The sequence below is a fragment of the Tistrella mobilis genome (assembly GCF_041468085.1).
GTDB lineage: Bacteria > Pseudomonadota > Alphaproteobacteria > Tistrellales > Tistrellaceae > Tistrella > Tistrella mobilis_A.
In genome coordinates this window covers 4,076,087-4,099,924 of sequence record NZ_CP121017.1, presented here as the reverse complement: position 1 = coordinate 4,099,924, position 23,838 = coordinate 4,076,087, and the positions used below count along the sequence as shown (strand labels likewise).

The 23,838-nt window shown below is 68.4% G+C and carries 18 protein-coding genes; 14 read left to right on the top strand and 4 right to left on the bottom strand.

The features are described from left to right. Positions 1 to 122 precede the first annotated feature (122 nt). The 5 genes from P7L68_RS24005 to P7L68_RS23985 all read left to right on the top strand — a co-directional run bounded on the left by P7L68_RS24005 (position 123) and on the right by P7L68_RS23985 (position 7,478). Positions 123 to 2,738, top strand: a complete 2,616-nt coding sequence (locus P7L68_RS24005; RefSeq protein ID WP_372002322.1) for a mechanosensitive ion channel family protein — start codon at positions 123 to 125, stop codon at positions 2,736 to 2,738. Between the two features lie 153 nt (positions 2,739 to 2,891). Continuing rightward, positions 2,892 to 3,680: an ABC transporter permease gene (locus P7L68_RS24000; protein ID WP_372002320.1), complete on the top strand. Its 789-nt coding sequence runs from the start codon at positions 2,892 to 2,894 to the stop codon at positions 3,678 to 3,680. A gap of 112 nt (positions 3,681 to 3,792) precedes the next feature. Beyond that, positions 3,793 to 4,239, top strand: a complete 447-nt coding sequence (locus tag P7L68_RS23995; protein ID WP_041604788.1) for a PAS domain-containing protein — start codon at positions 3,793 to 3,795, stop codon at positions 4,237 to 4,239. Further along, a complete protein-coding gene (locus P7L68_RS23990; RefSeq protein WP_372002318.1) occupies positions 4,236 to 6,692 on the top strand; it encodes a DNA translocase FtsK in 2,457 nt (818 codons plus the stop codon). Before P7L68_RS23995 ends, P7L68_RS23990 begins: the two co-directional genes overlap by 4 nt. 144 nt (positions 6,693 to 6,836) lie before the next feature. Beyond that, complete coding sequence (locus P7L68_RS23985; RefSeq protein ID WP_372002316.1) at positions 6,837 to 7,478, top strand: glutathione peroxidase; 642 nt, start codon at positions 6,837 to 6,839, stop codon at positions 7,476 to 7,478. Between the two features lie 7 nt (positions 7,479 to 7,485). Here P7L68_RS23985 and P7L68_RS23980 read toward each other — a convergent pair whose 3' ends face one another. Both P7L68_RS23980 and P7L68_RS23975 read right to left on the bottom strand, forming a co-directional pair. Continuing rightward, the gene (locus P7L68_RS23980) at positions 7,486 to 7,956 is read right to left on the bottom strand and encodes an MmcB family DNA repair protein (RefSeq protein WP_372002314.1); all 471 of its coding nucleotides are present in this window, start codon (positions 7,954 to 7,956) and stop codon (positions 7,486 to 7,488) included. Then, positions 7,956 to 8,873 carry a histone deacetylase gene (locus P7L68_RS23975; RefSeq protein WP_372002312.1) on the bottom strand — a complete coding sequence of 306 codons (918 nt, stop codon included), beginning with the start codon at positions 8,871 to 8,873 and terminating at the stop codon, positions 7,956 to 7,958. The genes P7L68_RS23980 and P7L68_RS23975 overlap by 1 nt, the downstream gene beginning before the upstream one ends. Before the next feature lie 516 nt (positions 8,874 to 9,389). On the opposite strand from P7L68_RS23975, the gene P7L68_RS23970 reads away from it, so the two are divergent. The 5 genes from P7L68_RS23970 to P7L68_RS23950 all read left to right on the top strand — a co-directional run bounded on the left by P7L68_RS23970 (position 9,390) and on the right by P7L68_RS23950 (position 14,274). Then, positions 9,390 to 10,235, top strand: a complete 846-nt coding sequence (locus P7L68_RS23970; RefSeq protein WP_372002310.1) for an OmpA family protein — start codon at positions 9,390 to 9,392, stop codon at positions 10,233 to 10,235. Positions 10,236 to 10,494: 259 nt separating this feature from the next. Beyond that, entirely contained in the window at positions 10,495 to 12,480 is a 1,986-nt protein-coding gene (locus P7L68_RS23965) for an AsmA family protein (RefSeq protein ID WP_372002308.1), read from the top strand. Between the two features lie 152 nt (positions 12,481 to 12,632). After that, on the top strand, positions 12,633 to 12,923 hold the full coding sequence (locus P7L68_RS23960; RefSeq protein WP_372002307.1) for a PepSY domain-containing protein: 291 nt from the start codon (positions 12,633 to 12,635) through the stop codon (positions 12,921 to 12,923). A 3-nt stretch (positions 12,924 to 12,926) separates the two neighbouring features. Beyond that, the gene (locus tag P7L68_RS23955) at positions 12,927 to 13,484 is read left to right on the top strand and encodes a cytochrome b/b6 domain-containing protein (RefSeq protein ID WP_372002305.1); all 558 of its coding nucleotides are present in this window, start codon (positions 12,927 to 12,929) and stop codon (positions 13,482 to 13,484) included. Between the two features lie 187 nt (positions 13,485 to 13,671). Continuing rightward, positions 13,672 to 14,274 (top strand): potassium channel family protein, encoded by a 603-nt coding sequence (locus P7L68_RS23950; RefSeq protein WP_372002303.1) that lies wholly within the window; start codon positions 13,672 to 13,674, stop codon positions 14,272 to 14,274. A gap of 12 nt (positions 14,275 to 14,286) precedes the next feature. On the opposite strand, the gene P7L68_RS23945 is transcribed toward P7L68_RS23950, so the two are convergent. Both P7L68_RS23945 and P7L68_RS23940 read right to left on the bottom strand, forming a co-directional pair. After that, positions 14,287 to 15,312 (bottom strand): aldo/keto reductase, encoded by a 1,026-nt coding sequence (locus P7L68_RS23945; RefSeq protein WP_372002302.1) that lies wholly within the window; start codon positions 15,310 to 15,312, stop codon positions 14,287 to 14,289. A gap of 128 nt (positions 15,313 to 15,440) precedes the next feature. Beyond that, positions 15,441 to 15,944: a low molecular weight protein-tyrosine-phosphatase gene (locus P7L68_RS23940; RefSeq protein ID WP_372002300.1), complete on the bottom strand. Its 504-nt coding sequence runs from the start codon at positions 15,942 to 15,944 to the stop codon at positions 15,441 to 15,443. Positions 15,945 to 16,089: 145 nt separating this feature from the next. On the opposite strand from P7L68_RS23940, the gene ppc reads away from it, so the two are divergent. The 4 genes from ppc to P7L68_RS23920 all read left to right on the top strand — a co-directional run bounded on the left by ppc (position 16,090) and on the right by P7L68_RS23920 (position 23,822). Further along, the gene (ppc, locus tag P7L68_RS23935) at positions 16,090 to 18,867 is read left to right on the top strand and encodes a phosphoenolpyruvate carboxylase (RefSeq protein WP_372006944.1); all 2,778 of its coding nucleotides are present in this window, start codon (positions 16,090 to 16,092) and stop codon (positions 18,865 to 18,867) included. Between the two features lie 20 nt (positions 18,868 to 18,887). After that, positions 18,888 to 19,787 carry a LysR family transcriptional regulator gene (locus tag P7L68_RS23930; protein ID WP_372002298.1) on the top strand — a complete coding sequence of 300 codons (900 nt, stop codon included), beginning with the start codon at positions 18,888 to 18,890 and terminating at the stop codon, positions 19,785 to 19,787. A gap of 92 nt (positions 19,788 to 19,879) precedes the next feature. Then, positions 19,880 to 21,352: a proton-conducting transporter membrane subunit gene (locus tag P7L68_RS23925; RefSeq protein WP_372002296.1), complete on the top strand. Its 1,473-nt coding sequence runs from the start codon at positions 19,880 to 19,882 to the stop codon at positions 21,350 to 21,352. Further along, on the top strand, positions 21,345 to 23,822 hold the full coding sequence (locus P7L68_RS23920) for a DUF2309 domain-containing protein (RefSeq protein WP_372002294.1): 2,478 nt from the start codon (positions 21,345 to 21,347) through the stop codon (positions 23,820 to 23,822). The genes P7L68_RS23925 and P7L68_RS23920 overlap by 8 nt, the downstream gene beginning before the upstream one ends. The last annotated feature ends 16 nt before the right edge of the window (positions 23,823 to 23,838 follow it).

The following is a 23,838-nucleotide window of genomic DNA, read 5'->3' as shown; positions in this document are numbered from 1 at the left end:
CGGGCATCGTGACGATTCCGGGGCGCACGGCGTCGTGATTGACGTGGCGATGCAGGCTCCATACCGTCTCGCCATCCCTGGTCGTGCCGGTTCAGGCACGGTTCCACGTGTCGAGCGAGACGATGATGCCGCGCCTTACCGCCTTCGCCCGCCCCGCATCCCTGCTTCGGATCGCACCTGTGATCCTGATCTGCCTGTTCGCCCTGATGACGGCCGTTGCCGGTCAGGTGCAGGCACAGACATTGCCCGGTCTCCCCTCCAGCAGTTCCGCGTCCGCTGATGCCGCCGCTGCCGACGGTCAGGCGGAAGTCGATGCGCTGATCAAACTGCTTGAGGATCCCGAAGGTCGGGACAAGCTGATCCAGCGCCTCAAGACAGCCGGGACGGATGCGGCCTCGCCCGCGGGGGAGGAACTGGCAGCCGAACTGGTGATGCCCTTCCTGGACGGTCCGGCGACCGTGATCGCCAATCGCCTCGATGCGCTGGGGCGTGATCTTCAGAAGGCGGCCGTCGCGCTGTCGCATACGCCCGACGAGCTGGAGCGTATCGGCCGCGGCCTTGCCAACGAGCGCAAGCGGGAGCAATGGCTGGAGCTGATCGTGCGGCTTGCCGCCGTGGTCATTGCCGGCTTCCTGCTGGAATGGGTCGTCAAGGCGCTGTTGTCGCGCCCGCGTCAGCGGCTTGCGACCAATCCGCCGGCCTCGCGCTGGCGCCGGGCGGCCCGCGGCATCACTCTGCTGGTGATCGATCTTCTGGGCATTGCGGCCTTTGCCGGCGGTGCCGCAGCGGCGACGGCTCTGGTCCGGCCCACCGGCGACGCGGCGATGATCGCCATTGCCGTCGTGCAGGCGAACATCGCGGTGCGTGCCGTGCTGGCCGTGGGGCGGGTCGCTCTGCGGCCGCAGATACGCCGGCTGCGGCCGCTGCCTTTCTCGGATGAAACCGCCGCCTATCTCTACATCTGGCTGAAGCGCTTCGCGCGCATCACGGTGTATGGCTGGTTCCTCTATGATGTCGCCCGTACCCTCGGGGTCTCGGCACCGGTGCTGCTGGTGGCCTCGAAGGTCTTCGGCCTGTTCGTCGCCAGCCTGGCAGCGGTCGTGGTGCTCCAGAACCGTCGGGAGGTGGCCGATGTGATCGCCGGTCGTCGGCAGCTGCGGTTCGCTGCGGATGACGCCCCGGGGACCGAAGCTGCGATGGCCGATCCCGGCGACGGCTCGGCGCCGTTTGGCGCTGCACCGGCCGGGGACGATGTCCGGAGCGCCGATAACGACGTCCCGCCCGATCTTGCCGCCGCTGCGGCGGACCGGGCGCGCGAGGTCACCCGCATGGGCATGGCGACGCTGCGGGCCCGCCTTGCGGATGTCTGGCATGTGCTGGCACTGGCCTATGTGGCCGTAGCTGCCGGGATATGGCTGCTGGGGGTCGATGGTGGCTTCACCTTCCTGGCGCAGGCGACCGGTGCCACCATCGTGATCCTGCTGCTGGACCGGGTGGCCGTGATGGCGGCGGAACGGGTTCTGGAGCGGCTGTTCTCGGTCTCGGACGAGTTCATTCTCCGCCACCCCGGTATCGAGACCCGGGTAAACCGCTATCTTTCCATTACGCGCACGGCGATCGTGGGCTTCATTCACGTCTTCGCCGTGCTGGCGCTGCTTGAAGTCTGGGGGCTGGGCGGTCTTGCCTGGCTTGCCTCGGACGTCGGCGCCCGGGTGGTGGGGGCGCTGGTCAAGATCGTGGTCTTCGTGGTTGGCGCCGCGGTGATCTGGGAGATGGTCGACGGCGCCATCTCCAGGCGCCTGCAATCCGATGGCGACCGTGCGCCGACCACCCGCGCCAAGACCCTGCTGCCGATGCTGCGCAACGTGATCATGATCGTCCTCACCCTGGTGGTGGTGTTGACCGTGTTCTCGGAAATCGGCATCGACATCGCGCCGCTGCTGGCTGGTGCGGGTGTCGTCGGCCTCGCCATCGGCTTCGGCGCCCAGACCCTGGTCAAGGACTTCATCACCGGCGCCTTCATCCTGTTCGAGGATACGATCTCGGTCGGTGACGTGGTGACCGTCGCCGGCCAGACGGGTGCGGTGGAGCGCATGACCGTGCGCACCATCCGCCTGCGCGACGTGGAGGGTGTGGTGCGCACCGTGCCGTTCAGCGCCGTCGATATCGTCCAGAACCTGACCAAGGACTTCTCCTACGCCCTGCTCGATATCAGTGTCGCCTATCGCGAGAATGTGGGGGAAGTGGCCGAGATCATGCGCGAGGTCGGCCTGGCCATGGGGCAGGATCCGGAGTTCCGCGATCTGATCCTTCAGCCGATCGAGATCTTCGGCCTCGATCGTTTCGGCCCGAGCGATGTGATCGTTCGCGGCCGGATCATGACGAAGCCCGGCCAGCAATGGGCGGTGAAGCGCGCCTTCTTCGCCCGTATCAAGCAGGCCTTCGACGAGCGGGGCGTCGAGATCCCCTTCCCGCATACCACGCTCTATTTCGGCGTGGGCAAGGACGGCAAGGCGCCTGCGGCACCGGTGCAGGTGCTCAAGACCGAGGGGTCCTGGCGCTCGGGCGCCACGGGCCATTCGGCGCCGAAGCAGCTGCCCGGGACGGTGCCCCCCGCAGAAGATCCGCGGGACCGGCGCGATGTCCATGCTGTGCCGGGCGACGAGGACAGCCGCCGCCCGCCCAGGATCGACGACGGCTCGGGCGAAGCGGGGGGCGACGCCCAGCCCACACGCTGAAGCCGGGCGCGGGGCGTACGCGAGGTGTTCTCGTCGCGCTCTTGCCCCTCCGGCCCATGGCGCTTATCCTCCGCCAGCCCCATCCGGCTCAGAACGGCCGGAGACAGGGGCGGCGGCGGGTGCCGTCGGTTCCGGTGGAAGCGAGGTGACGACATGGGCGAACCGCGACAGATGGGAGCGGTCAACTGGCGGGGCTTCGCGACCCTCTATTTGCGCGAGGTGCGCCGTTTCGTGAAGGTCGCAGGCCAGACCCTGACCGCGCCGGTGGTGACGGGGCTGCTGTTCCTCGCGATCTTCTCGCTCGCCCTCGGCCGTGCGGTCGAGACGGTGGGGGGCGTGCCGTATCTTGAGTTCCTGGCACCGGGCCTGATCATGATGCAGGTGGTGCAGAACGCGTTCGCGAACTCGTCCTCGTCGCTGATGATCTCGAAGGTGCAGGGCAATATCGTCGACGTGCTGATGGCGCCGCTTTCGGCCGTCGAGATGACGCTGGGCTATGCGTTGGGTGCCGTGACGCGTGGCGTGGTCGTGGGCGTGGTGCTGATTGCGGCGATGAGCCCCTTCGTGCATTTCGAATTCGCCCATCCGGGCTTCGTGATCTACCACCTGGTGGCGGCCTCGGCGATGATGGCGCTGATCGGCATTCTGGTCGGCGTCTGGGCGGACAAGTTCGACCAGATGGCGGCGATCACCAATTTCGTGATCACCCCGCTTTCTTTCCTGTCGGGCACCTTCTATTCGGTTGAGCGCCTGCCCGAAGGCTGGAGCTTTGCGGCGCATCTGAACCCGTTTTTCTATATGATCGACGGGTTCCGCTATGGCATCACCGGCCATGCCGACGGGTCGGTGCTGGCGGGTATGGCCGTGCTGGCCGGCGTCGACCTGGTGCTTGGCATCGCCTGCTGGCGGGCGCTCGCCCGCGGCTGGAAGCTCAAGGCCTGATCCGGCGGATCCTCCGCGACGGCCGCGGCCGGCAAGCCTGCCGGATGCGGCTGGCTGCGGCGTTCCGTCGGCCTCGTTCCGTTCCGTCTCTCCAACCGTAATCGGTTCCGCGATGTCCTCATCCACTCTGGCGCTCGTCGTGCGGCATCCCAAGCTGAAGGCCCTCTATGGCCTCTGGCTCCGGCTGTGCGCCGGCGGCAGCTTTCCTGCTCTCGACGGCATGTCGCCGGCCGACCTCAGGCCCTGGCTCGACAACATGGCCATCCTGGGTCTGGACGAAACCGGCGGTTACGTCTATCGCTACTACAGCCCCGCTTATGCATCCGCCTTCGGCGGCGACCTGACCGGCTGCACCCTTGCCCGGATCGCGGCCGACCGCGCGGCCGTGCTCGCTGCCGAATATGATGCGGTGCGCGCCGACCGGCTGCCGGTCTCGCGGGTGTATACGGCGATGTTCGACGGCGAGCAGCAGACCTGGGAACGTCTGGTGCTGCCCTTCTTCGATCTCGACGGCGAGGTGAGCAAGCTTCTCGTCGCCGCCTACAGGGTGGACGCATGACCGCACGGCGCCCCTATACGCTGCCCGATCTGGACCCGCGCCGCGAGCCCGAGCAGGACAACGCCATGCCACCGCGTGCCGAGGAATTCGGCCTGTGGTGTGCGATGACCGATCGCCCCTTCCGTCTGATCAAGGTGGCGCTGGACGAGAGCGGCCAGCCGGAATGGGCCATCGAGGCCCATCCCGGCACCGAGCAGGCGGCGATCATCTATGCCACCGGCACGGTCGACGAGGCCCAGGCGCTGGCCGTGGCCTACGGCTTTCTGGCCGGCGTCGAATGGTCGGAAGCGGCCCTTGCCCCGGCGCTGGAGCCCGAGGATGCCGAGGACTGGCCCGACGAGGCGGAGGCGCTGGCCCTGGCGCTGTCCGTACCGCTGATCCTGCCGCCGCCGCTGATGGATGGCGAGCTGCTGACGGCTGAGATCATCCCGGGCGAGGAACCGGTCTTCGATTTCCAGGCGCTGGCCGAGGCAAATGCCGCGGATGCCGGAGAAGACGTTCCGGACATCGAGGCCGCCGCAGCCGGAGAGCCGATGGCGGAAGATCCGTCCGTGCCCGAGGCAGAGCCTGTCGTCGACGATGCCGACGAGGCGGCCGAAGAGGATGTTCCGGATCCGGTCGAGGCCGACATGGCGGTGGATGCCGGCATGGCGGAAGATGATGGGCCGGAGCGCGGCGGCGACGCGATGGATGAAGATCTCGTCGACGACGTGCTCGACGACGACATGCCTGATGACGACTTCGTCGACGAAGACACGTCGGACGAGGACATGGCCGACGAGGATATGGCCGACGAGGCGACGCCCGCCGGCGATGAAGATGAAGACGACGTCCTTTCAGGGCCCGGGTCGATGCCCGCCGAAGACGGGCCGGCCGACGAGACGCCGGCCTGGGAAGACGTGGAAGAGGATCCCGGCTACGTCCTGCCGGCGCTTGCCCTGCTTGCGACATCCGAGGCGGAAGACGATCCGGCGCTGGACGAGGGCGTGCTTGCCGACAAGACCCGCAAGCTTGAAACCGTGCTCAGGAACTTCCGCGTGCGCGGCGAGATCATGGAGGTCCGGCGCGGGCCGCTGGTGACCCTGTTCGAGCTGGAGCCGGTGCCCGGCACCAAATCCTCGACCGTGATCAATCTGGCCGACGACATCGCCCGGTCGATGAGCGCCATCACCGCCCGCATCGCCGTGGTGCCCGGGCGCAGCGTGATCGGCATCGAACTGCCGAACGAGTCGCGGGCGACCGTCTATCTGCGCGAGATCCTGGCCTCGCCTGCCTATACCCAGGCGCATCATCGCCTGCCGCTCGCGCTGGGCAAGAACATCGGCGGTGAGCCGGTGGTGGTCGATCTGACCCGCATGCCGCATCTGCTGATCGCCGGTACCACGGGATCGGGCAAGTCGGTCGGCATCAACGCCATGATCCTGTCGCTGCTCTACCGGCTGCCGCCGGAACAGTGCCGGCTGATCATGGTCGACCCCAAGATGCTGGAACTGTCGGTCTATGACGAGATCCCGCATCTGCTGACCCCGGTCGTCACCGACCCCAACAAGGCGGTCGCGGCGCTGAAATGGGTCGTGCGCGAGATGGAGAGCCGCTACCGCTCCATGTCGCTGCTGGGGGTGCGCAACATCGAGGGCTATAACGGCCGCGTCGCCGAACTTGCCGAGCGCGGCGAGCAGGTGACCCGGCGGGTCCAGGTCGGCTACGACAAGGCGAAGCAGGAGCCGATCTTCGAGGAGCAGATCGTCGACCTCGAACACCTGCCCTATATCGTGGTCGTCGTCGACGAGATGGCCGACCTGATGCTGGTCGCGGGCAAGGAAATCGAGACCCTGATCCAGCGGCTGGCCCAGATGGCCCGCGCCGCCGGCATCCATCTGATCATGGCCACGCAGCGGCCGTCGGTGGACGTGATCACCGGCACGATCAAGGCCAATTTCCCGACCCGGATTTCCTTCCAGGTCACCAGTCGCATCGACAGCCGCACCATCCTGGGCGAGGCCGGTGCCGAGCAGCTTCTCGGCCAGGGCGACATGCTGTTCATGGCGGCCGGCGGGCGCATCACCCGCGTTCACGGGCCCTTCGTGAGCGATCGCGAGGTCGAGGAGGTGGTCGAGCATCTGCGCGGCCAGGGCCGGCCGGACTATGTCTACAGTGTGACCGAAGAGGACGACGGCGACGGTCCGGTCGAGGGGCTGCCCTCGGATGACGTTACCGCCGAGGGCGAGGATGACGGTGACATTTTCGCCCAGGCCGTTTCGCTCATCCTGCGTGAAGACAAGGTCTCGGTGAGCTTCATCCAGCGCCATCTGCAGATCGGCTACAACCGCGCCGCCCGGCTGGTGGAGCGGATGGAGGCCGAGGGCATGGTCAGCCCGCCCGACCATGTCGGCCGGCGCCAGATCCTGGTGAATGCCCGCAACTACTTCGCAGACCGCCGTCAGCAAAGCTGAGCGCCGGGATCACGCCACAGGGCCGCACCCCCGGTTCCGGGCTTGAACCGATGACGGGCCGTCCTATTCTCTCCCCAGACGGGAGAGGGCAGGACGGCCCTCGGCGTTTCAGGTCGGCTGTTTTCAGCCGGGAGGGTGCGCGTCATGACCATCGGCAGGATCCTGGCTGCGGGGATTGCTGCGACCGCAGCGGCGACGATCTGGGCCGTGGCGGTGCTGCCCGCCTCGGCACTGCCGCGCAGCACCGGCGGCGAGGCGTTGAGACATATGACGGCGGAGGCGACCGGCATGACGGCCTATGATTTTTCCCTGCCGGCGATCGATGGCGGCACGATCGACATGGCGGCCTGGCGGGGCCGGCCGCTGCTGATCGTCAACACCGCCTCGCTTTGTGGTTTTACCCGGCAATATGAAGGGCTGGTGAAGCTCTGGCAGGATTATCGGGAGCGCGGCCTGGTCGTGATCGGCGTGCCCTCGGGCGATTTCGGTGGCCAGGAATATGACGATGCCGGCCGCACGAAGGAGTTCTGCACCGTGACCTACGGCGTTGATTTTCCGTTGGCGGAAAAGCAGACGGTACGTGGCAGCGATGCACATCCGCTGTTTCGCTGGCTGACCACGTCACTTGGCGACGACGCGGCTCCGCGCTGGAATTTTCACAAATACCTGATCGATGCTCAGGGGCATGCGGTGAAGAGCTGGCCCTCGCGGGTGGAGCCGACCGACCGTGAGATCATCGCGGCGATCGAGGCCGTTCTGCCGCAACGGCAGGCGGCCCTGGACTGAGCGACCGTCAGAACCCTGAGGGGACCGGTCCGCCGGAAAGCCGCCGTGCGGCAATGCGGGCGAAACGCAGGGTAAGCGCCTTGCGCCGGGCGGGTGCGAGCGGTGGGCGTGGTTTCGCCTCGCGCAGGATCGCCGCCTCGAAGCCGTCGGACAGGATCAGGCCCTCGTCTTCGGGCAGGATCTGCTGCGGAAAATCCGGAGCGACGGCGAACAGGAAGCGATCCGCCCAGCCGGCATATTCCGGCCATTTCCGGTCGGTGCGGAAATCCGCGGCGCCGCTCTTGATTTCGATCAGCGTGAACTGCCCCTTCGCGTCCAGGGCCATCAGGTCCGCCCGCCGGCCCGAGGCGAGCGGAAATTCCGCCAGGACCGCCATATCCATCGCCTCTTCCAGCATCCGCCGGGTGCCCGCGGCCACCATCGCGGCAATGCCTGCAACCGAATGGCCGGCACCGACGGTCTTCAACTCGTCGTCCATCACAATCTGTAGGCCTCTGCAAGTCTGACGGCGGTCTCGATCGCAAGCGCGTGGCGGCGGGCCAGGGCCTCGACATCCTCGTCATAGCCGCCCCCCAGCACGGTCGCCACCGGAATGCCACGGGCGAGACACCGGTCGAGCACGAGATGTTCGCGGGCCGCCAGGCCGCGATCGGTGAGCGCCAGCCGCCCCAGCCGGTCGTCCTGATGCGGATCGACCCCCGCCAGATAGATGACCAGATCCGGCCGGGGAGCGTCCAGCAACCCGGGCAGGGCCTCTTCCAGCTGATCCAGATAGGCAGAATCGCCGGTGCCGTCGGGCAGTTCGATATCGATGGTGCTGCGTGCCTTGCGCACGGGGAAGTTGCGCGCGCCATGCATCGAGAAGGTGATGGCCCAGGATTGCTCTTCCAGAATCCGGGCAGTCCCGTCGCCCTGGTGAACGTCGAGGTCGATGATCACCACCCGTTTCGCCCGGCCCGTGGCATGCGCGTGGCAGGCGGCTACGGCGACATCGTTGAACACACAGAACCCCGCCCCGTAGCCCGCATGGGCGTGATGGCTGCCGCCGGCGGTGTTGCTGGCGATACCGCGGGCGAGGGCCGCCTCGACCGCGGCGACCGTGCCGCCCACGGATGCCGTCGCCCGCATCACGACAGGTGGGGTAACGGGTACACCGATGCGGCGGATCGCCGTCTGGTCCAGCCGGCAGGCAAGGACGTCGGCGACGTAATCGGGGGTATGGGCCTGCTCCAGCAGGGCGGCATCGGCGGGCTCGGGCACGAGATGACAAAACCTGTCGGCGAACGGCCCCCGGTCCAGATGCGCCTTCAGGGCCGCGAACTTGCCGATTGGGAAACGGTGCCGTGGCGGGAAGGGCACAGTGTAGCAGGAATGATGCACCAAGGTCAGACTCATCCGAAGCAACCCTTGACCTGGACCCGTGTCGCGAAACATTAAGGATGCTGTGACAATATGTGGCGTCAATCCGGTCCGCCCATCATGGATCGTAAAACGGTCGTCGGAGTTGAGGGGCGAAGGGCACGCCGGAGGCCGCCGCCGCGATCTCCGATCGGCTGGAATGGCGCCGGTTGCCTGTTTTTCCCGGCCGGTTTCGGGAGTATTCTCGAAACCGCGCCTTCGTGCGAAGTCTGCCGCCATCCCCTCGCCGGGCGGCGTGGAGGAGGTGCAGGCTCGCGAAGCACAGCGGGGGTTGCATGATCTCCGAATGGCTGCGTGAGCTGCGGTGCCCGACCGTCCTGAACCCGGTCGAACACCGGAAATCACGTGCCAGAAACCCTGATCCAGGCCGTGTTCTATGGTGGGCATCAAGGGTGACGAAAAAGCCACGACGATGACTCGGGCATCATGTGCCGTATTCGATAGGATGCCCGGCAACCACCCCAACGGCTTCACCAAGGAGGGTAATCCATAATGAACGCGCTGAACCGCATTGCCGTGGTCGGCCTCGTTGCCGGCAGCATCTCTGCCTGCGGTCTGATCGACCCCGACAGCATCGCGCAGACCCCGGCCCCGGCCGACCCGTTCCTCGCGGCCCTGTCGGACGAGTATCTGGCGCTGGCCCGCGCCGAGCGCGCCGAGTTCGACTGGGTCGACGGCGACGTCTTTGCGCAGAAGGGTGAGTGGGCCCGCGAAGGCACCATGGTGCCGCCGGAGCAGCTCTCGGATTGGTACCTGCCGGCCGCGTCGGTTCCGGCCCTGTCCTCGGCCCGCCAGCGTCTGATGACGCAGCTGAACGGCGGCGCGACCTCGGCGAAGCCCGTTGCGGCCGCCAAGGCCCAGGCCGGCTTCGACTGCTGGGTCCAGGAGCAGGAAGAGAACCATCAGCCCGAGGACATCGCGGCCTGCCGCAAGATGTTCGAGGACGCGATGGCCGAGCTTGAAGCCAAGGCCGCCCCGGCGCCGCAGCCGATTGCCGTGGTGAAGCCGGTCGAGTTCCAGATCTTCTTCCCGTGGGACAGCGCCCAGCTGCACGGTCAGGCCTATGACATCATCCGTGATGCCGCCCAGGCCTATAAGGAGCGCAAGTCGGTCGCCCTGCGGCTCGACGCCCATACCGACCGTTCGGGCCCGATCCCGTACAACGACCGCCTGTCGACCCGCCGCGCCGAGTCGGTGACCGCCGAGCTGGTGAAGCTGGGCGTGCCGCGCAACGCCATCACCGCGGTCGCCCATGGCGAGCGTGAGGTGCCGGTGCCGACGGCCGACGGCGTGCGTGAGCAGCGCAACCGCGTCGTGATCATCCGTCTGGCCCAGTGATCCTGATCGATCCTGACCGACGCCGGGCCGGGTAACCGGCCCGCAGATCGCGAAGACGACCAAAAAGGGTGGCTCCGCTCCGGCGGGTCCGCCCTTTTTTCATGGGCGGTCCGGTCATCATGGGACGGCCTGGCGATCGGGTCCGTGGGTGGTTTCCGGCACCGGACAAGTTCTGTCACCGGACAGGCGCGCCCGGATCAGGCATGGTGAAGAGTGGAACATCTGACTGGATCCTGATCCCCCGGGGAGAGAGGCGCGGATGGTGAAGAAGATCCTGATCGCAGCGGCGGTGCTGGTGGTCGTGCTGGTGGGAGCCGCCGTCGCAGCACCCTTCCTGATCCCGACCGGGGCGATCGTGCAGCGGGTCACCGCCGAGGTCGAGGCCCGCACCGGGCGCAAGCTGGTGATCGAGGGAGATGTCGGTCTCGATCTGCTGCCCGATCTTGCGGTCCGGGTCGACGGGGCCCGATTTGCCAATGCCCCCTGGTCCGATGCCGGCGATATGGCGCGGATCGGCCAGCTTCAGGTCGAACTCGCGCTCTGGCCGCTTCTGTCGGGCGATGTTCAGGTGCGGCGGTTCGTGCTGGAAGAGCCGGTGATCCGGCTTGAGCGCAATGCCGACGGCGCGGCCAACTGGCAGATCAATGCCGGGGGGCAGACCAGCAGCGGGACCCTGACGCCGGCGGCGCCCCCGACCACGGGCCCGGCGCCGGCCGCACCGGCCGGGACCTCATCTTCCGGCGGTGGGCTTTCCGGTCTCAGCCTCGGCGAGGTGAAGATCGCCAACGGCACGGTCGTCTACACCGATGCGGTGACCGGTACCGACGAGCGGCTCGACGACGTGAACCTGACCATCGCCGCCCCCGACCTGGACAGCCGGTTGACGCTTGCGGGCGATGCCCGCTGGCGGGACCAGGCGCTGACGGTTTCGGCCGAGGCAGGGCAGGCGCGGGCGGTGCTCGAAGGTGGACAGACGCCGGTCAGTCTGGACCTCGCGCTGGGTGAGGGGAAGATCCACCTTGCCGGTGACGCGGTCCTTGGGACCTCTCCGGGCTTCACGGGGACGGCCGGGCTGTCGCTGCCGGATCTGCGGTCGATCATCGCCGCCGCCGCCCCCGGGCCGGCCCTGCCGGAGGGTGTCGCCACCCGGCTCAACCTCGATGGCCGGATCGACGCCACGGCGGCGCGGATCGCCCTCACCGACATGAAACTGGGCGTCGACGATATCGAGGCCACGGGCTCGCTCTCGGCCGATATCGCAGGGCCGCGCCCGAAGATCACGGCCGGGCTGACCACCGGCGATCTGGTGCTTGATCGCTATGTCGCAGGCGGATCATCGGAGGCCGGTGCCGGGAGCGGTGCGACCGGGACCGACAAGGCCGCGGGCGGCTGGAGCGACGATCCGATCGATCTCTCTGTCCTCGGTCTGTTCGATGCCGATGTCACGCTGAATGCGACCTCGGTCAGCCTCGGCGATACGAAGCTGGGGGCGACCGAACTCCGCCTGGCCCTGGATGACCGGCGGGCGCGGATCGAGGTGCCGAAGACCGCGCTTTATGGCGGCAGCGGATCGGCGACCATCGGCCTGGACGGCCGGGCGACGCCTGCGTCGATGAGCGTCAAGGCCACCTTCAGCGGTCTCGACATGCTGCCTCTGCTGAAGGCGTCGGCCGATTTCGATCGTCTGGAAGGCAAGGGCCGGCTGGAGGCCGATCTGACGGCACGCGGCAACAGCCAGCGTGCCCTGATCGGGTCGCTTGGCGGCAAGGGGCTCTTCGAGTTCACCGATGGTGCGATCCGCGGCATCAATATTGCCGCCCTGATCCGCGACCCGGCCAGCGCGTTGCGTGGGGAGGCGACCGATGTGCGCAAGACCGATTTCGCCCGTCTTGCCGGTACCTACACCATCGACAAGGGCATTCTGACCAATCGCGACGCCGAAATGCAGGCACCGCTCCTGCGGGTCGGTGGCCAGGGCAGGGTCGATCTGCCGGCACGGCGGGTCGATTACCGCATCGAGCCCAAGGCCGTGGCCAATCTGGAAGGCCAGGGCGGACAGACCGGGCTCGCTGGCGTGTTGGTGCCGGTTCTGGTTCAGGGCCCGTGGGACAACCTGTCGTTCCGGCCGGATCTGGAAGGAACCGTCAAGCGCACGCTCGAAGATCCCGACGCCGCGCGCAAGACGCTCGACGACGTCCGCTCGGGCAATTTCGGCGATGCGCTGAAGGGGCTTCTGGGGCGCTGAGATCGTCTCGGGCGCGGGCCGTAAGGATCGCGCAAGCCGTGGGTAAGCGGGGTGAAAGCCCGCATGGGTAGGCTGATGACGTGGCGCGGGACGGGGTCGTCTGCGCCGCCACATCGGATCAGCTTCCCCACTGCCCTCTGGAGTCTCTCCCCATGTCGTATGCCCGTCTGTTTGCCGCCGTCGCGGCCCCCGCCGCGGTTCTGACCGTCCTGGCCGCACCGGCCCTGGCCAGCACGACCTGCACCAGCGCCCCCAGGGACAAGTGGATGTCCGAAGACCAGATGAAGGCGAAGATCGCCGGGATGGGCTACAAGGACATCCGCACCTTCAAGACCACCAAGGGCAATTGCTACGAGATCTACGGCCACGACAAGGAAGGCCGGAAGGTCGAGGTCTATTTCGACCCGACCGATGGCCATATCGTGAAGCAGGAGATCGATTGAGCCATGGCTGCGGGGATCGAGGCGGCCGCACGGCCGGGCGGGCCCGGGGTCCGGGTCTGGGATCCGGTCGTGCGCGCCTTCCACTGGATCACGGTCGCGGGCTGCGTGCTCGATCTGGGTCTGCTTGAAGAAGGCGAAACGCCGCATCGTCTGGTCGGCTATGTGCTGGCGGCGGTGCTGGCCATCCGGATCCTGTGGGGATTCGTGGGCACGCGTCATGCGCGCTTCGCCGACTTCATCCCCGCGCCGCGCCGGCTTGCCGGCTATCTGCGGGACCTTCCGGCCGGCCGGGCGCGCGACTATGTCGGACACAATCCGGCGGGTGCGGTCATGATGCTGGCGCTGATGGCCCTGCTGGCCGTGGTTGCGGTGACGGGCATCATGACGACCACCGATACCTTCTGGGGCGTCGCGTGGGTGGAAGGGCTGCATGAGGCCGCGGCCGAGGCGATCATTCCGCTCGCCCTGGTCCATGCTGCGGTCGCGATCCTGGAGAGCCTGTTCGGCCGGGTGAATCTGGTCGCCGCCATGGTCACCGGCCGCAAGCGCTGGCGCCGCTGAGGCATCCACCCAAACCCTGCCCCGAGCTTGACGACCGCATCGCCGCCTTCCGCGGCGGTGCGGTGTTTCGTACCGGGCTCTGTGGCATGGAGATCGCTGTCACCGGCGCTTTGCCGGTGGCGGTGGCGGCGTTAGGCTGACGGCGTACCCTGCGGGCGCTTGATGCCCGCTTCCGGAGCCGCCCTTCATGACCGAAGTCGACATCGCCCCCGATATTGGCGTCAGCCTCCAGCTCGTGGTTGCCACGGCAGCGATCCTCGGCAATATCGCACTGCATACCATCGCAACGGTCGCGGTGATCGCCGGGCTCAGACGCTTCGAGCCGGCGATGTCGAAGCTTCTGGGCGACGCGTTCATCGCGGTCCCGATGATGGTCGCGGCGGCGACCCTCGGAATGCTCGTTGCCCATACGCTGGAGATCTGGGGCTGGGCGGTGATGCTGCTCTGGCTCGGCGAATTCTCGCACCTCGAATCCGCACTCTACTTCTCGGTGGTGACCTTCAGCACCCTTGGCTATGGCGACATCGTGCTCGACAACCAATGGCGGCTGCTGGGTGCGATGGCCTCGGTCAACGGCATCATTCTGTTCGGCTGGACCACCGCGGTGGTGGTGGCGGTGCTGACCAGCGCCATCGAGCGTCATGACGAGCGTCGGTCTGCGCGCAAGGCGCGCGACGGTCAGCCGGTCCCGCATGCCGCCTGGCAGCCCTGGCATCCGCATGCGCCGTGGCGGCCTCATATTCAGGAGGTGCGCCACCGGCAGGATCGCGACGGCGGGGCCGGTGACTGACCGCAGCCGGGCTCAGCGCACCGGCGAGGGATTGCGGACGGCCATGGTCCGCTGCTGGTGCCAATAGGGATAGGGTGGACGGGCTGCACTTGCCGCATCGAGCCGGGCGATCTGATCCGCGTCGAGCATGATTTCCCCGGCCGTCAGATTTGCCGCCAGCTGTTCCGGGGTGCGGGCGCCGATCACCAGCCCTGAAACCCCCGGCCGGCCCAGCAGCCAGGCGAGGGCGAGTTGAGGAACGCTGTGTCCTGTCTCGGCCGCCAGGGCATCAAGCACGTCGGTGATCGCATAGAGCCGCTCTTCCGGCACCTGCCAGCTGGCATCGGTCGCAGCCCGGCTGTCGGCCGGTGCCGGTCGGTTGCGTCCGATCCGGCCCGACAGCTGCGCCCCGCCGAGGGGGCTCCAGACCAGGGTGCCGACCTTCTGGTCGAGCCCGAGGGGCATCAGTTCCCACTCGACGTCCCGGGCGACGAGGGAGTAGTAGACCTGGTGTGCCACCGGCCGGGGCAGGCCCAGGCGGTCGGCTGCGGCCAGCATCTTCATCAGATGCCAGCCGGAATAGTTCGAGACCCCGGCATAGCGGATCTTGCCGTCGCGGATCAGTATGTCCAGCGCCTGCAGCATTTCTTCCACCGGCGTCACCGCGTCGAAGGCGTGGAGCTGGTAAAGGTCGATCCGATCGGTGCCGAGCCGCTTCAGGCTTGCCTCGCATGAGGCGATGATCCGGCTGCGCGAGGTGCCGAGATCGTTGGGGCCGGGGCCCAGCGCCATGCCGGTCTTGGTTGCGATCAGCAGCCGGTCGCGTCGGCCGCGGATCGCTTCGCCCAGGATCTCTTCCGACCGGCCGAGCGAGTAGCTGTCGGCGGTGTCGAACATGGTGCAGCCGGCATCCAGCGCCATATCGACCAGCCGGCTGGCTTCCGCCACCCCGGTCTCCCCCCATTTGCGGAAGAATTCGGTGCTGCCGCCGAAGGTGGCGGTGCCCAGGATCAGCGCCGGAACCTTGAGCCCCGAGCCGCCGAGCGTGCGGTAGTCCATGGATCTTCCTCCCCTTTGCGTTCTGTCGCGCAAGGCCTGCGACATGCAGCAGAGCGGAAGCGGGACCCGGGGTCACCCCCAAATCGGCCGGGGGGCAGCCTGAGCGGAATTCGTCCTGCCGGGGATGATCAGCCCTGGCGCAGCAATGCAACCAGCCCCTCGGCGCCGGCGGACACCTCGGCCCAGGTGCGGTCGAAGCCGGCATCGGCGCCGTAATAGGGATCGGCCACCGCCTGTCCCGCCCGGCCGGGGACGTGATCCAGCATCAGGGACAGGGCGGCCGTGGCTCCGGCGGGGGCCAGACGGCGGAGCGCCTCCAGGTTCTCGTGGTCCATGGCGACCAGATGGGTAAAGCGGGTGAAGTCGGACCGGGTCACCTGGCGGGCCCGATAGCCGCTGATGTCGATGCCGTGGCGGGCGGCCACCGCCCGGGCGCGGCCATCGGGCATGTCGCCTGCGTGCCAGCCGCCGATGCCGGCGGAATCGATCACCACCTCCAGATCCGCAGCGGCGGCTGCCCGGTGCATGGCGGCTTCCGCGAGTGGCGAACGGCAGATATTCCCCAGGCAGACGAAGAGAATCGCGGGCGGCGTGGTGGCCATGATCGGGTTCCGGTGACGGGTGGCTGGCATGAGGCTTTCTCTGCCGCATTGCGGCGAAAGGAGCAAGTCTTCGCCTTGTGGTGCCGCGCCCTCGGCCTTACCAATAGAGGGGTGCGGCAGCAGATGGCATGGCCGCCAGAGACGCAGGGAGCAGGGCGTGAGCGAGGACGAAGGCATGACGCGCGGTGTCGCCAGGGGCGGCAATGGCAACGGGTCCGACGCGGCGCTCAAGGACGACATCCGCTTCCTCGGCCGGATCCTGGGCGACATCGTCCGCCTTCACGAGGGGGCGGAGGTCTTTGATCTGGTGGAGCGGATCCGCCAGACTTCGATCCGCTTCCATCGTGACGAAGATCGTGCAGCCCATGACGAACTCGATGCCCTGCTCGGCGGCATGGATACGGTACAAGGGCTGAAGATCGTCCGTGCCTTCAGCTACTTCTCTCACCTGGCCAATATCGCGGAGGACCAGGACCGGTTGCGCCAGTCGCGCGCGGGCATGCCCGACGGCGACGGGCCGGCGGCGGGGACGCTCGATTACGCGATGGCACGCGCCGCAACCGAAGGGTTGGATCCCGACGTCCTTGCCGCCTTCTTCGACGGCGCGCGGGTGGGGCCGGTGCTGACCGCGCATCCGACCGAGGTCCGCCGGAAAAGCACATTGACCCGCGAGGCGGAAATCGCCCGTCTGCTCGACCGCCGGGACCGTGAGCGGCCGCAGGGTGAAGAGGCGGCGGCGATCGAGGAAGAGGTTACCCGCGCGGTGCTCACCCTCTGGCAGACCGCCATGCTGCGCCGCACCCGCCTCACCGTCATCGACGAGGTGGTCAACGGGTTGAGCTATTACGACGAAACCTTCCTCACCGAGGTGCCGGCCGTTCATGCCCGGGTGGAGGATATGCTCGCCCGCCGCGCCGGCAGCACGGCCGAGGCGCGGCCCGGACTCGCGTCGTTCCTGAAGATGGGCAGCTGGATCGGCGGGGACCGGGACGGCAATCCCTTCGTGACGGCGGATGTGCTGCGCACGACCATGCGGCTGCACACCCGCCAGGCGATGAAATTCTACCTTGCCGAACTGCATGAGCTGGGGGCCGAACTTTCGCTCTCGGCGACGCTGGTGCCGGTGACCGACGATCTGGCGGCCCTGGCGGCGGCCTCGCCGGTGACCCCCGAACATCAGCGCCAGGAGCCCTATCGCCTGGCGGTTGCCGGGGTTCACGCGCGGATGGCGGCGACAGCCGTGGCCCTGGATGCGGCCGATGCCGTGATCCGGGCGGTGCCCGAGGCGCCGCGTTATGCCGATCCCGCCGAATTCGCGCGGGATCTCGATATCATCCACGCCAGTCTGGTCGCCAACGGATCGGTGCTGCTCGCCCGCGGCCGGCTGCGGCGGCTGCGGCGGGCGGCGGATTGCTTCGGCTTCCATCTGGCAGTGCTCGACCTGCGTCAGAACTCGGCCGTGCATGAGCGCACGGTGGCCGAGCTGCTGGAGGTGGCCGCCCCCGGCACCGACTATCTGTCGCTGGACGAGGAGGCACGCATCGCCCTGCTCGAACGCGAACTCGTCACCGCCCGACCGCTGGTGTCACCCTTCGCAAAATATTGCGAAGAAACGGCATCGGAATTCGCAATCTTCGCAGAAGCCGCCGCGATCCACCGTCGCCTCGGGCCGCAGGCGATCGAGAACGTGATCATTTCGAAGACCGATAGCGCCTCCGATCTGCTGGAGCTGGCGCTGTTGCTCAAGGAAGTCGGCATGGTGCGGCCCGACGGCGGCGCCGCCGTGAATATCGTTCCGCTGTTCGAGACCATTGCCGATCTGCGTGCCGCACCCGGGATCATGCGTCGCGCCTTTGCCTGCCCGGCCTATCGCCGCCTCGTCGCATCGCGCGGGGAGATGCAGGAAGTGATGCTGGGGTATTCGGACAGCAACAAGGATGGCGGCTTCGTCACCTCGCGCTGGGAACTCTACAAGGCCGAGACCGAGCTGGTCGCCTGCTTCCGCGAGGCCGGGGTGGCGCTGCGCCTGTTCCATGGTCGCGGCGGCTCGGTCGGTCGGGGCGGCGGGTCGGCCTATGACGCGATCCTGGCCCAGCCGGCCGGTGCCGTGGGCGGCCGGATCCGCGTCACCGAACAGGGCGAGATCATTTCCAGCAAATACGCCAATCCCGGGCTCGGCCGGCGCAATCTCGAAACCTTCGTCGCGGCGACGCTGGAAGCGAGCCTTCTGCCCCAGCCGGCCTGTGCCGATATCGAGGCCGACATGGCGGCGATGGAAGAGCTGTCCGGAACCGCCTTTGCGGCCTATCGGGACCTGGTCTACGAAACGCCGGGCTTCGAGGATTATTTCTGGGCATCGACCGTCATCACCGAGATCGCCTCGCTCAATATCGGCAGCCGGCCCGCCTCGCGCAGCCGCACCCGGCGGATCGAGGATCTGCGCGCGATCCCCTGGGTGTTCTCGTGGTCGCAATGCCGGGCCATGCTGCCCGGCTGGTACGGATTCGGAGCGGCGGTGACTGCCTGGCGCGACCGTCATGGCGATGCCGGGCTCGACCGGTTGCGGCGCATGTATCGCGACTGGCCCTTCTTCACCACGCTGCTGTCGAACATGGAGATGGTGCTGGCCAAGACCAGCATGGCGATTGCATCCCGCTATGCGGAACTTGTGCCCGACGAGGCGCTGCGCGAGGCCGTGTTCGGCCGGATCCGTGCCGAATGGCAGTCGTCCGAGGCGGCGCTTCTGGCGATCACCGGTCAGACGATGGTGCTGGAGCGGACGCCGCAGCTGGCGCGCTCCATCCGTGATCGCTTTCCCTATCTGGACCCGCTGAACCATGTTCAGGTCGAAATGCTGCGCCAGCACCGGTCGGAGGCGGGCAGCGACCGCCATCTTTCCGGTATCCATCTCACCATCAACGGGATCTCGGCCGGTCTGCGCAACAGTGGCTGAGCCTGCAGAGCTGGGGAGGCATGTCTGCGGTGCATGATATCGATACGGCGCTGCTGCGGAGTTTCGTCTCTTTGGCTGAAACACGCAGCTTCTCCCGCACGGCCGAACGGGTCGGGCGGTCGCAATCGGCGGTCAGCACCCAGATCCGCAAGCTGGAGGATCTGGTCGGTTGTACCCTGTTCGACCGGGACAAGCGCAATGTCCGCCTGACCCGCGAGGGCGAGGTGCTGCTGGGCTATGCCCGACAGATGATCCGGCTGTCGGATACGATGCTCGACCGGTTCCGCACGCCCGAGATCGCGGGCGAGGTCCGCTTCGGCTCACCCGAGGACTTCGCCACGCGCTATCTGCCCGAAATCCTGGCGGCCTTCGCCGCCGCCCATCCCCGCATCCGGCTGGATGTGAACTGCGATCTGACCCTGCATCTGATCGACGGTCTGAAGGCCGGGCGCTATGACCTGATCGTGATCAAGCAGGATCCCGACGACCTGCATGCCGACAGCATCCGGCTCTGGCGGGAACATCTGGTCTGGGTCGGCGGGCCGGATCTGGATCCGGAAACGCCCTTTGCCGAGGTGGCGGATGGCGCGGCCTCGGCCCCGTTGCCGCTGGTGCTGTCGCCGCCGCCCTGCGTCTATCGGGCGCGTGCGACCCGCGCGCTGGCGGAGATCGGCCTGCCCTGGACGGTGGCCTATTCCAGCCCGAGTTTCGCCGGCGCCGTGGCGGCGGTGAAGGCCGGGCTGGGGTTCACCGTACTGCCCCGGACCATGGTGCCCGAGGGGCTGGTCGGGTTCGATTCCCGTCGCGGCTGGCCCATGCTGAGTGATGCGGAGATCTGTCTTCTGTCGGTGCCGCGGCCGGATCCGGCGACTGCGGCGCTGGCCGGTTTCATCCGCGACCGGGTCCAGACTTATCGATAAAACTGATAAGATCGATTAAATAAATCCGTTTCACGGATTTTTCTGCGTATGCGAAAAGCGGTCACGTCCCCACGCAACGGAGGTGTCCGCAGATGACCGGTTTTCAGACAGCGACGCGCAGCGTTCAGCCTCTGCCGCAGGCCACCGGTCGTCACCGCCCGGGGCTTCGCCATCTGACCGGCGCCGCCGCGCTGGCGGCCGCGGCTGCGCTTGTGGCGCTGCCGGTCGGGGATGGCATCGTCCTCGGCCCGCTCACCATCGACAGGGCGGCGCTCTTCCTGGCCACGGCGGTGTTGGGCCTGTCCGCCCTGGTCCAGGGCTTCGCCTGGCGGTACATGGACGGTGACCGCGACCGCAGCGGTTTCGATCGCCGGCTCGGCATCCTGACGCTCGCGGCCCTGGTTCTGGCGGCCGCCGACCACATGCTGGCCTTCCTCGGCGCCTGGGTGGTGGTGGCACTGGTGCTGCCGCGGGCGATCGGCCACGCCCGGGGCTGGGGGGCGGCCGATGCCGCAGCCGCCCTGGCGCGGCGCAGCCTGATCGGCGGGACCGTCTTCCTGGCGGCCGGATTGCTGCTGCTCTGGCTTGCCACGGGCGGGCACCGGTTCTCTGCGCTTGCGGCCGGCGGGCTGGCCGCTGCGGATCCCATGATGATCACCCTGGCGGCGCTGGCCTTCGTGGCCGTGGTGGTGGTGCAGTGTGCCCTGCCACCCGCCCATGGCTGGCTGATGGCCTCGATGACCGCGCCCACCCCCGTCTCCGCCTTCATGCATGCAGGCCTGGTCAATGCCGGCGGCATCCTGATGCTGCGGACCCTGCCGGTCTTCGAGGCGGTGCCGGCGGCAACCGTTGCGGCCTTCGCCATGGGCAGCCTTGCGATGCTGATCGGGGCGGCCGCGTCGCGGGCCCAGACGGGCGTGAAGCGGGGGCTGGCGGCCTCCACCAGCGCGCAGATGGGCTATATGACGGTCCAGGCCGCTCTGGGCTTCCCCGGCGCCGCCCTTGCCCATCTGGTGCTGCACGGGCTCTACAAGGCGAGCCTCTTCCTGGGGGCGGGCTCGGCGCTGGCCGGTGCCCATGCACCCCGGGCGTCGGTGCCGGCGACGGCGTCCCGCCTGATGCTCGCCTGGCCTGCGGCCATCGCCGCCGGCGCCGGCTTCGCCCTGGTGACCGGCAAGCTCGACGCAACGCTCGGGGGCCGGGCCGACACCGGCGCCATCCTGGTGGCGATCGCGGGCCTGGCCGGGCTGCAGCTCGCAACCGGTGTCCTGCGCACCGGAGCCCGGACCATGGTGGTGGTGCTGGCGCTGCCGGTGGCGGCCCTGATCGCCGGCGGTCTCTACGGCGCCGTCATCCTGATCGTCGATGCCCTGACGGGTGTCGGGGCGGCACCGCAGCCGCTCGCTCTGCATCATCTTCTGCTGCCGGTGGCCCTGCTCATGGGCTGGGGCGCAACCGCCCTTGGCCTCGATCGTCGGGCCGCCGCTGCCTGGACCTTCTTTGCCACGGCGGGACGGCCCGCCGCCACCACGTTCTCCGTCACGAAGGGTGCTTCCCATGCCTGAGACTGCACGGCTCCTGGCCGAAATCGAAGCCGCTGCTGCCTGCATCGCTCCCTGGCGGCCCCTCCACACCATGATCGCCATCAACCCTCTTCAGGGGCTGGAGGATCTGCCCTTCGAGGCGGCGACCGCCGAGGCGGCCCGGCTGTTCGGCGGTCGGCCCTGGCCCGATGCCGGGATGGTGGCCCCGGCCCTGGCCGATGGCCGGATCTCTGCCCCGGTGCTGACGGTTGCCGCGCTGCGCCATGGTCGGCCGGAGCTGGCCGATCCCGACCGCCTGATCAAGGCGCTGCGGCACGAGGTCCTGCCCGGCCGGCGGGCGGCCACCGCCGCCGCCGCCGAACTCGACCGGCTGACCGGCTTCTGGCTTGCGGCCTTCCTCGACCAGGGGCAGGCGAGCTGGCCGATGCCGGACCGGGAGCTGGGCTTCTACCGGGCCTGGCGGCGGCTGGCACGCCATGATCGGGCGATCCCCGAGCGGCGGCGGATCGACGGGCTTCCGGACGATCCGGCGGTGCTGGTCCACCAGCGTCTGGCCGGGCTGGACGTTGCCACCCGGGAGGGGATCATCCGGGCCCATCTGGTCGCCCTGCCGGGTTGGGTTGCGCATCTGCGCTGGCGGGTGGCCGAAGGGGGGCATCATCCCTGGAATGCCGTTGCCCCCGCCTCTCTGCTCGACTATGTGGCGGTGCGGCTGGCGCTCGCGGATCTGCTGGGGGTGACCCTGCCGCCGGTTGCAGCGCCGGCCGGGACGACGGATAAGCGGCTGCGCGCGCCGGCCGGTCTGGTGGCGCTGGAAGCCTGGGAGGAAAGCCACCGCCAGCGGCTGCTGACCATGCTGACTGCCACCCCGCCCGCGGCGGATGCTGCCGGGACGGACCGGCCCCTCGGCCAGATCGTCCTGTGCATCGACGTGCGCTCGGAAGTGCTGCGGCGGCATCTGGAGGCGACGGGCCCCTGGGAGACGCTCGGCTTCGCCGGCTTCTTCGGCGTGCCGGTCGCGGTGCGGCCCTTCGGCGAGGATGACCCCCATGCCTCCTGCCCGGTGCTGCTCCGGCCCCGTCATCTGGTCGACGAACACCCGCTGCCCGAGGCGGCGGATCTGGCGGCGCGGCACCTCGCCGGCCGGCGGCGGCTGGGCGGGCTGAAGTCTCTGGTCAAGGAGCTGAAGGCGGGCGTTGCCGGCAGCTTCGGCTATATCGAGGCGACGGGCCTTGCCCATGGTGCGGCCATGATGCTGCGCACGCTGACCCCCCGGCTGGCGGAGCGGCTGTCGACCGGTTTCGGCCGGGCCGTCATGCCCAAGGTGCCGGTCGCGCCGGGCCTGGATCTGCATCACGATCGTGATCACGGCCATGATCATCACCACCACCACCATGACGACGCGGAGGATCTGATCCTGGGGCTGTCGCCTGCCGAGCAGGCCTTCTTCGCCGAGGGCGCGCTGCGGGTGATGGGCCTGACGAAGGGCTTCGCCGAGCTGGTGGTTTTCTGCGGCCATGGCGGCCATACGGTCAACAACGTCTTCGCCTCGGGCCTGGATTGCGGTGCCTGCGGTGGCAACCGGGGCGGACCCAACGCCCGGATCCTGGCGGCGCTGCTGAATGCGCCGGCGGTGCGGGCGGCGCTGGCGGAGCGGGGCATTCTGATCCCCAAGACCACCCGCTTCCTGTCGGCCGAGCATGACACCACCACCGATCGGGTCTCCCTCGATCCGGATCCGGTGGCGGCGTCCCGGCAGAGCTTCCGGCGGCTTCAGGCCGATCTGGACCGGGCGCGGCGGGCGGCGGCTGCCGAGCGGGTGTCGCACCTGACCGATGCCGATCCGGCCGATCCGGTCCGGGCGGTGGAAAAGCGGGCCGCCGACTGGTCCGAAGTCCGACCCGAATGGGCACTGGCCGGCAATGCCGCCTTCATCGTCGGCGATCGGGCGCTCACCCGTCATCTCGACCTTGGCGGGCGGACCTTCCTGCATTCTTATGACTGGCAGGCGGATGCCGACGGCCGGCTTCTGGAGGTGATCCTGACCGCGCCGATGGTGGTCGCGGAGTGGATCAACACCCAGTATCTGTTCTCGACGCTCGACAACGACATCTGGGGGGCGGGATCGAAGACCATCCACGATCCGGTGGCGGGGCTGGGCGTGCTGAAGGGCAACGGCCCCGATCTCGCCGTCGGTCTGCCGCTCCAGTCGGTGATGGTGGCGGACGGGCAGATCCGGCACGAGCCGCTTCGGCTGATGGCCGTGGTTCAGGCGCCGCGCGCCCGGGTGGAGGCGGCCATCGAACGCCATGCCGTGCTCTCCACCCTGTTCGACAACGGCTGGGTCGCGCTGGCGGTGCTCGACCCCGAAACCGGATGCAGCTGGCGGCGCGACCGTAGCGGCGCCTGGCTTCAGGCGCTGCCCGAACGGCTGCCCGACGTGATGTCCGAGACCGGCGCCCTTGCCTCCGCGACCCCGATTCCGGCCTGAACCGACTGCTGATCCG

Bases quoted from the DNA above. Each gene is read 5' to 3' on its own strand.
- P7L68_RS23925 (WP_372002296.1), top strand. From the start codon at position 19,880: ATGACCGGTTTTCAGACAGCGACGCGCAGCGTTCAGCCTCTGCCGCAG.
- P7L68_RS23975 (WP_372002312.1), bottom strand. From the start codon at position 8,873: ATGAGTCTGACCTTGGTGCATCATTCCTGCTACACTGTGCCCTTCCCG.
- P7L68_RS24005 (WP_372002322.1), top strand. From the start codon at position 123: ATGATGCCGCGCCTTACCGCCTTCGCCCGCCCCGCATCCCTGCTTCGG.
- P7L68_RS24000 (WP_372002320.1), top strand. From the start codon at position 2,892: ATGGGCGAACCGCGACAGATGGGAGCGGTCAACTGGCGGGGCTTCGCG.
- P7L68_RS23970 (WP_372002310.1), top strand. From the start codon at position 9,390: ATGAACGCGCTGAACCGCATTGCCGTGGTCGGCCTCGTTGCCGGCAGC.
- P7L68_RS23980 (WP_372002314.1), bottom strand. From the start codon at position 7,956: ATGGACGACGAGTTGAAGACCGTCGGTGCCGGCCATTCGGTTGCAGGC.
- ppc (WP_372006944.1), top strand. From the start codon at position 16,090: ATGACGCGCGGTGTCGCCAGGGGCGGCAATGGCAACGGGTCCGACGCG.
- P7L68_RS23990 (WP_372002318.1), top strand. From the start codon at position 4,236: ATGACCGCACGGCGCCCCTATACGCTGCCCGATCTGGACCCGCGCCGC.
- P7L68_RS23945 (WP_372002302.1), bottom strand. From the start codon at position 15,312: ATGGACTACCGCACGCTCGGCGGCTCGGGGCTCAAGGTTCCGGCGCTG.
- P7L68_RS23930 (WP_372002298.1), top strand. From the start codon at position 18,888: ATGTCTGCGGTGCATGATATCGATACGGCGCTGCTGCGGAGTTTCGTC.
- P7L68_RS23985 (WP_372002316.1), top strand. From the start codon at position 6,837: ATGACCATCGGCAGGATCCTGGCTGCGGGGATTGCTGCGACCGCAGCG.
- P7L68_RS23940 (WP_372002300.1), bottom strand. From the start codon at position 15,944: ATGCCAGCCACCCGTCACCGGAACCCGATCATGGCCACCACGCCGCCC.
- P7L68_RS23960 (WP_372002307.1), top strand. From the start codon at position 12,633: ATGTCGTATGCCCGTCTGTTTGCCGCCGTCGCGGCCCCCGCCGCGGTT.
- P7L68_RS23920 (WP_372002294.1), top strand. From the start codon at position 21,345: ATGCCTGAGACTGCACGGCTCCTGGCCGAAATCGAAGCCGCTGCTGCC.
- P7L68_RS23995 (WP_041604788.1), top strand. From the start codon at position 3,793: ATGTCCTCATCCACTCTGGCGCTCGTCGTGCGGCATCCCAAGCTGAAG.
- P7L68_RS23950 (WP_372002303.1), top strand. From the start codon at position 13,672: ATGACCGAAGTCGACATCGCCCCCGATATTGGCGTCAGCCTCCAGCTC.
- P7L68_RS23955 (WP_372002305.1), top strand. From the start codon at position 12,927: ATGGCTGCGGGGATCGAGGCGGCCGCACGGCCGGGCGGGCCCGGGGTC.
- P7L68_RS23965 (WP_372002308.1), top strand. From the start codon at position 10,495: ATGGTGAAGAAGATCCTGATCGCAGCGGCGGTGCTGGTGGTCGTGCTG.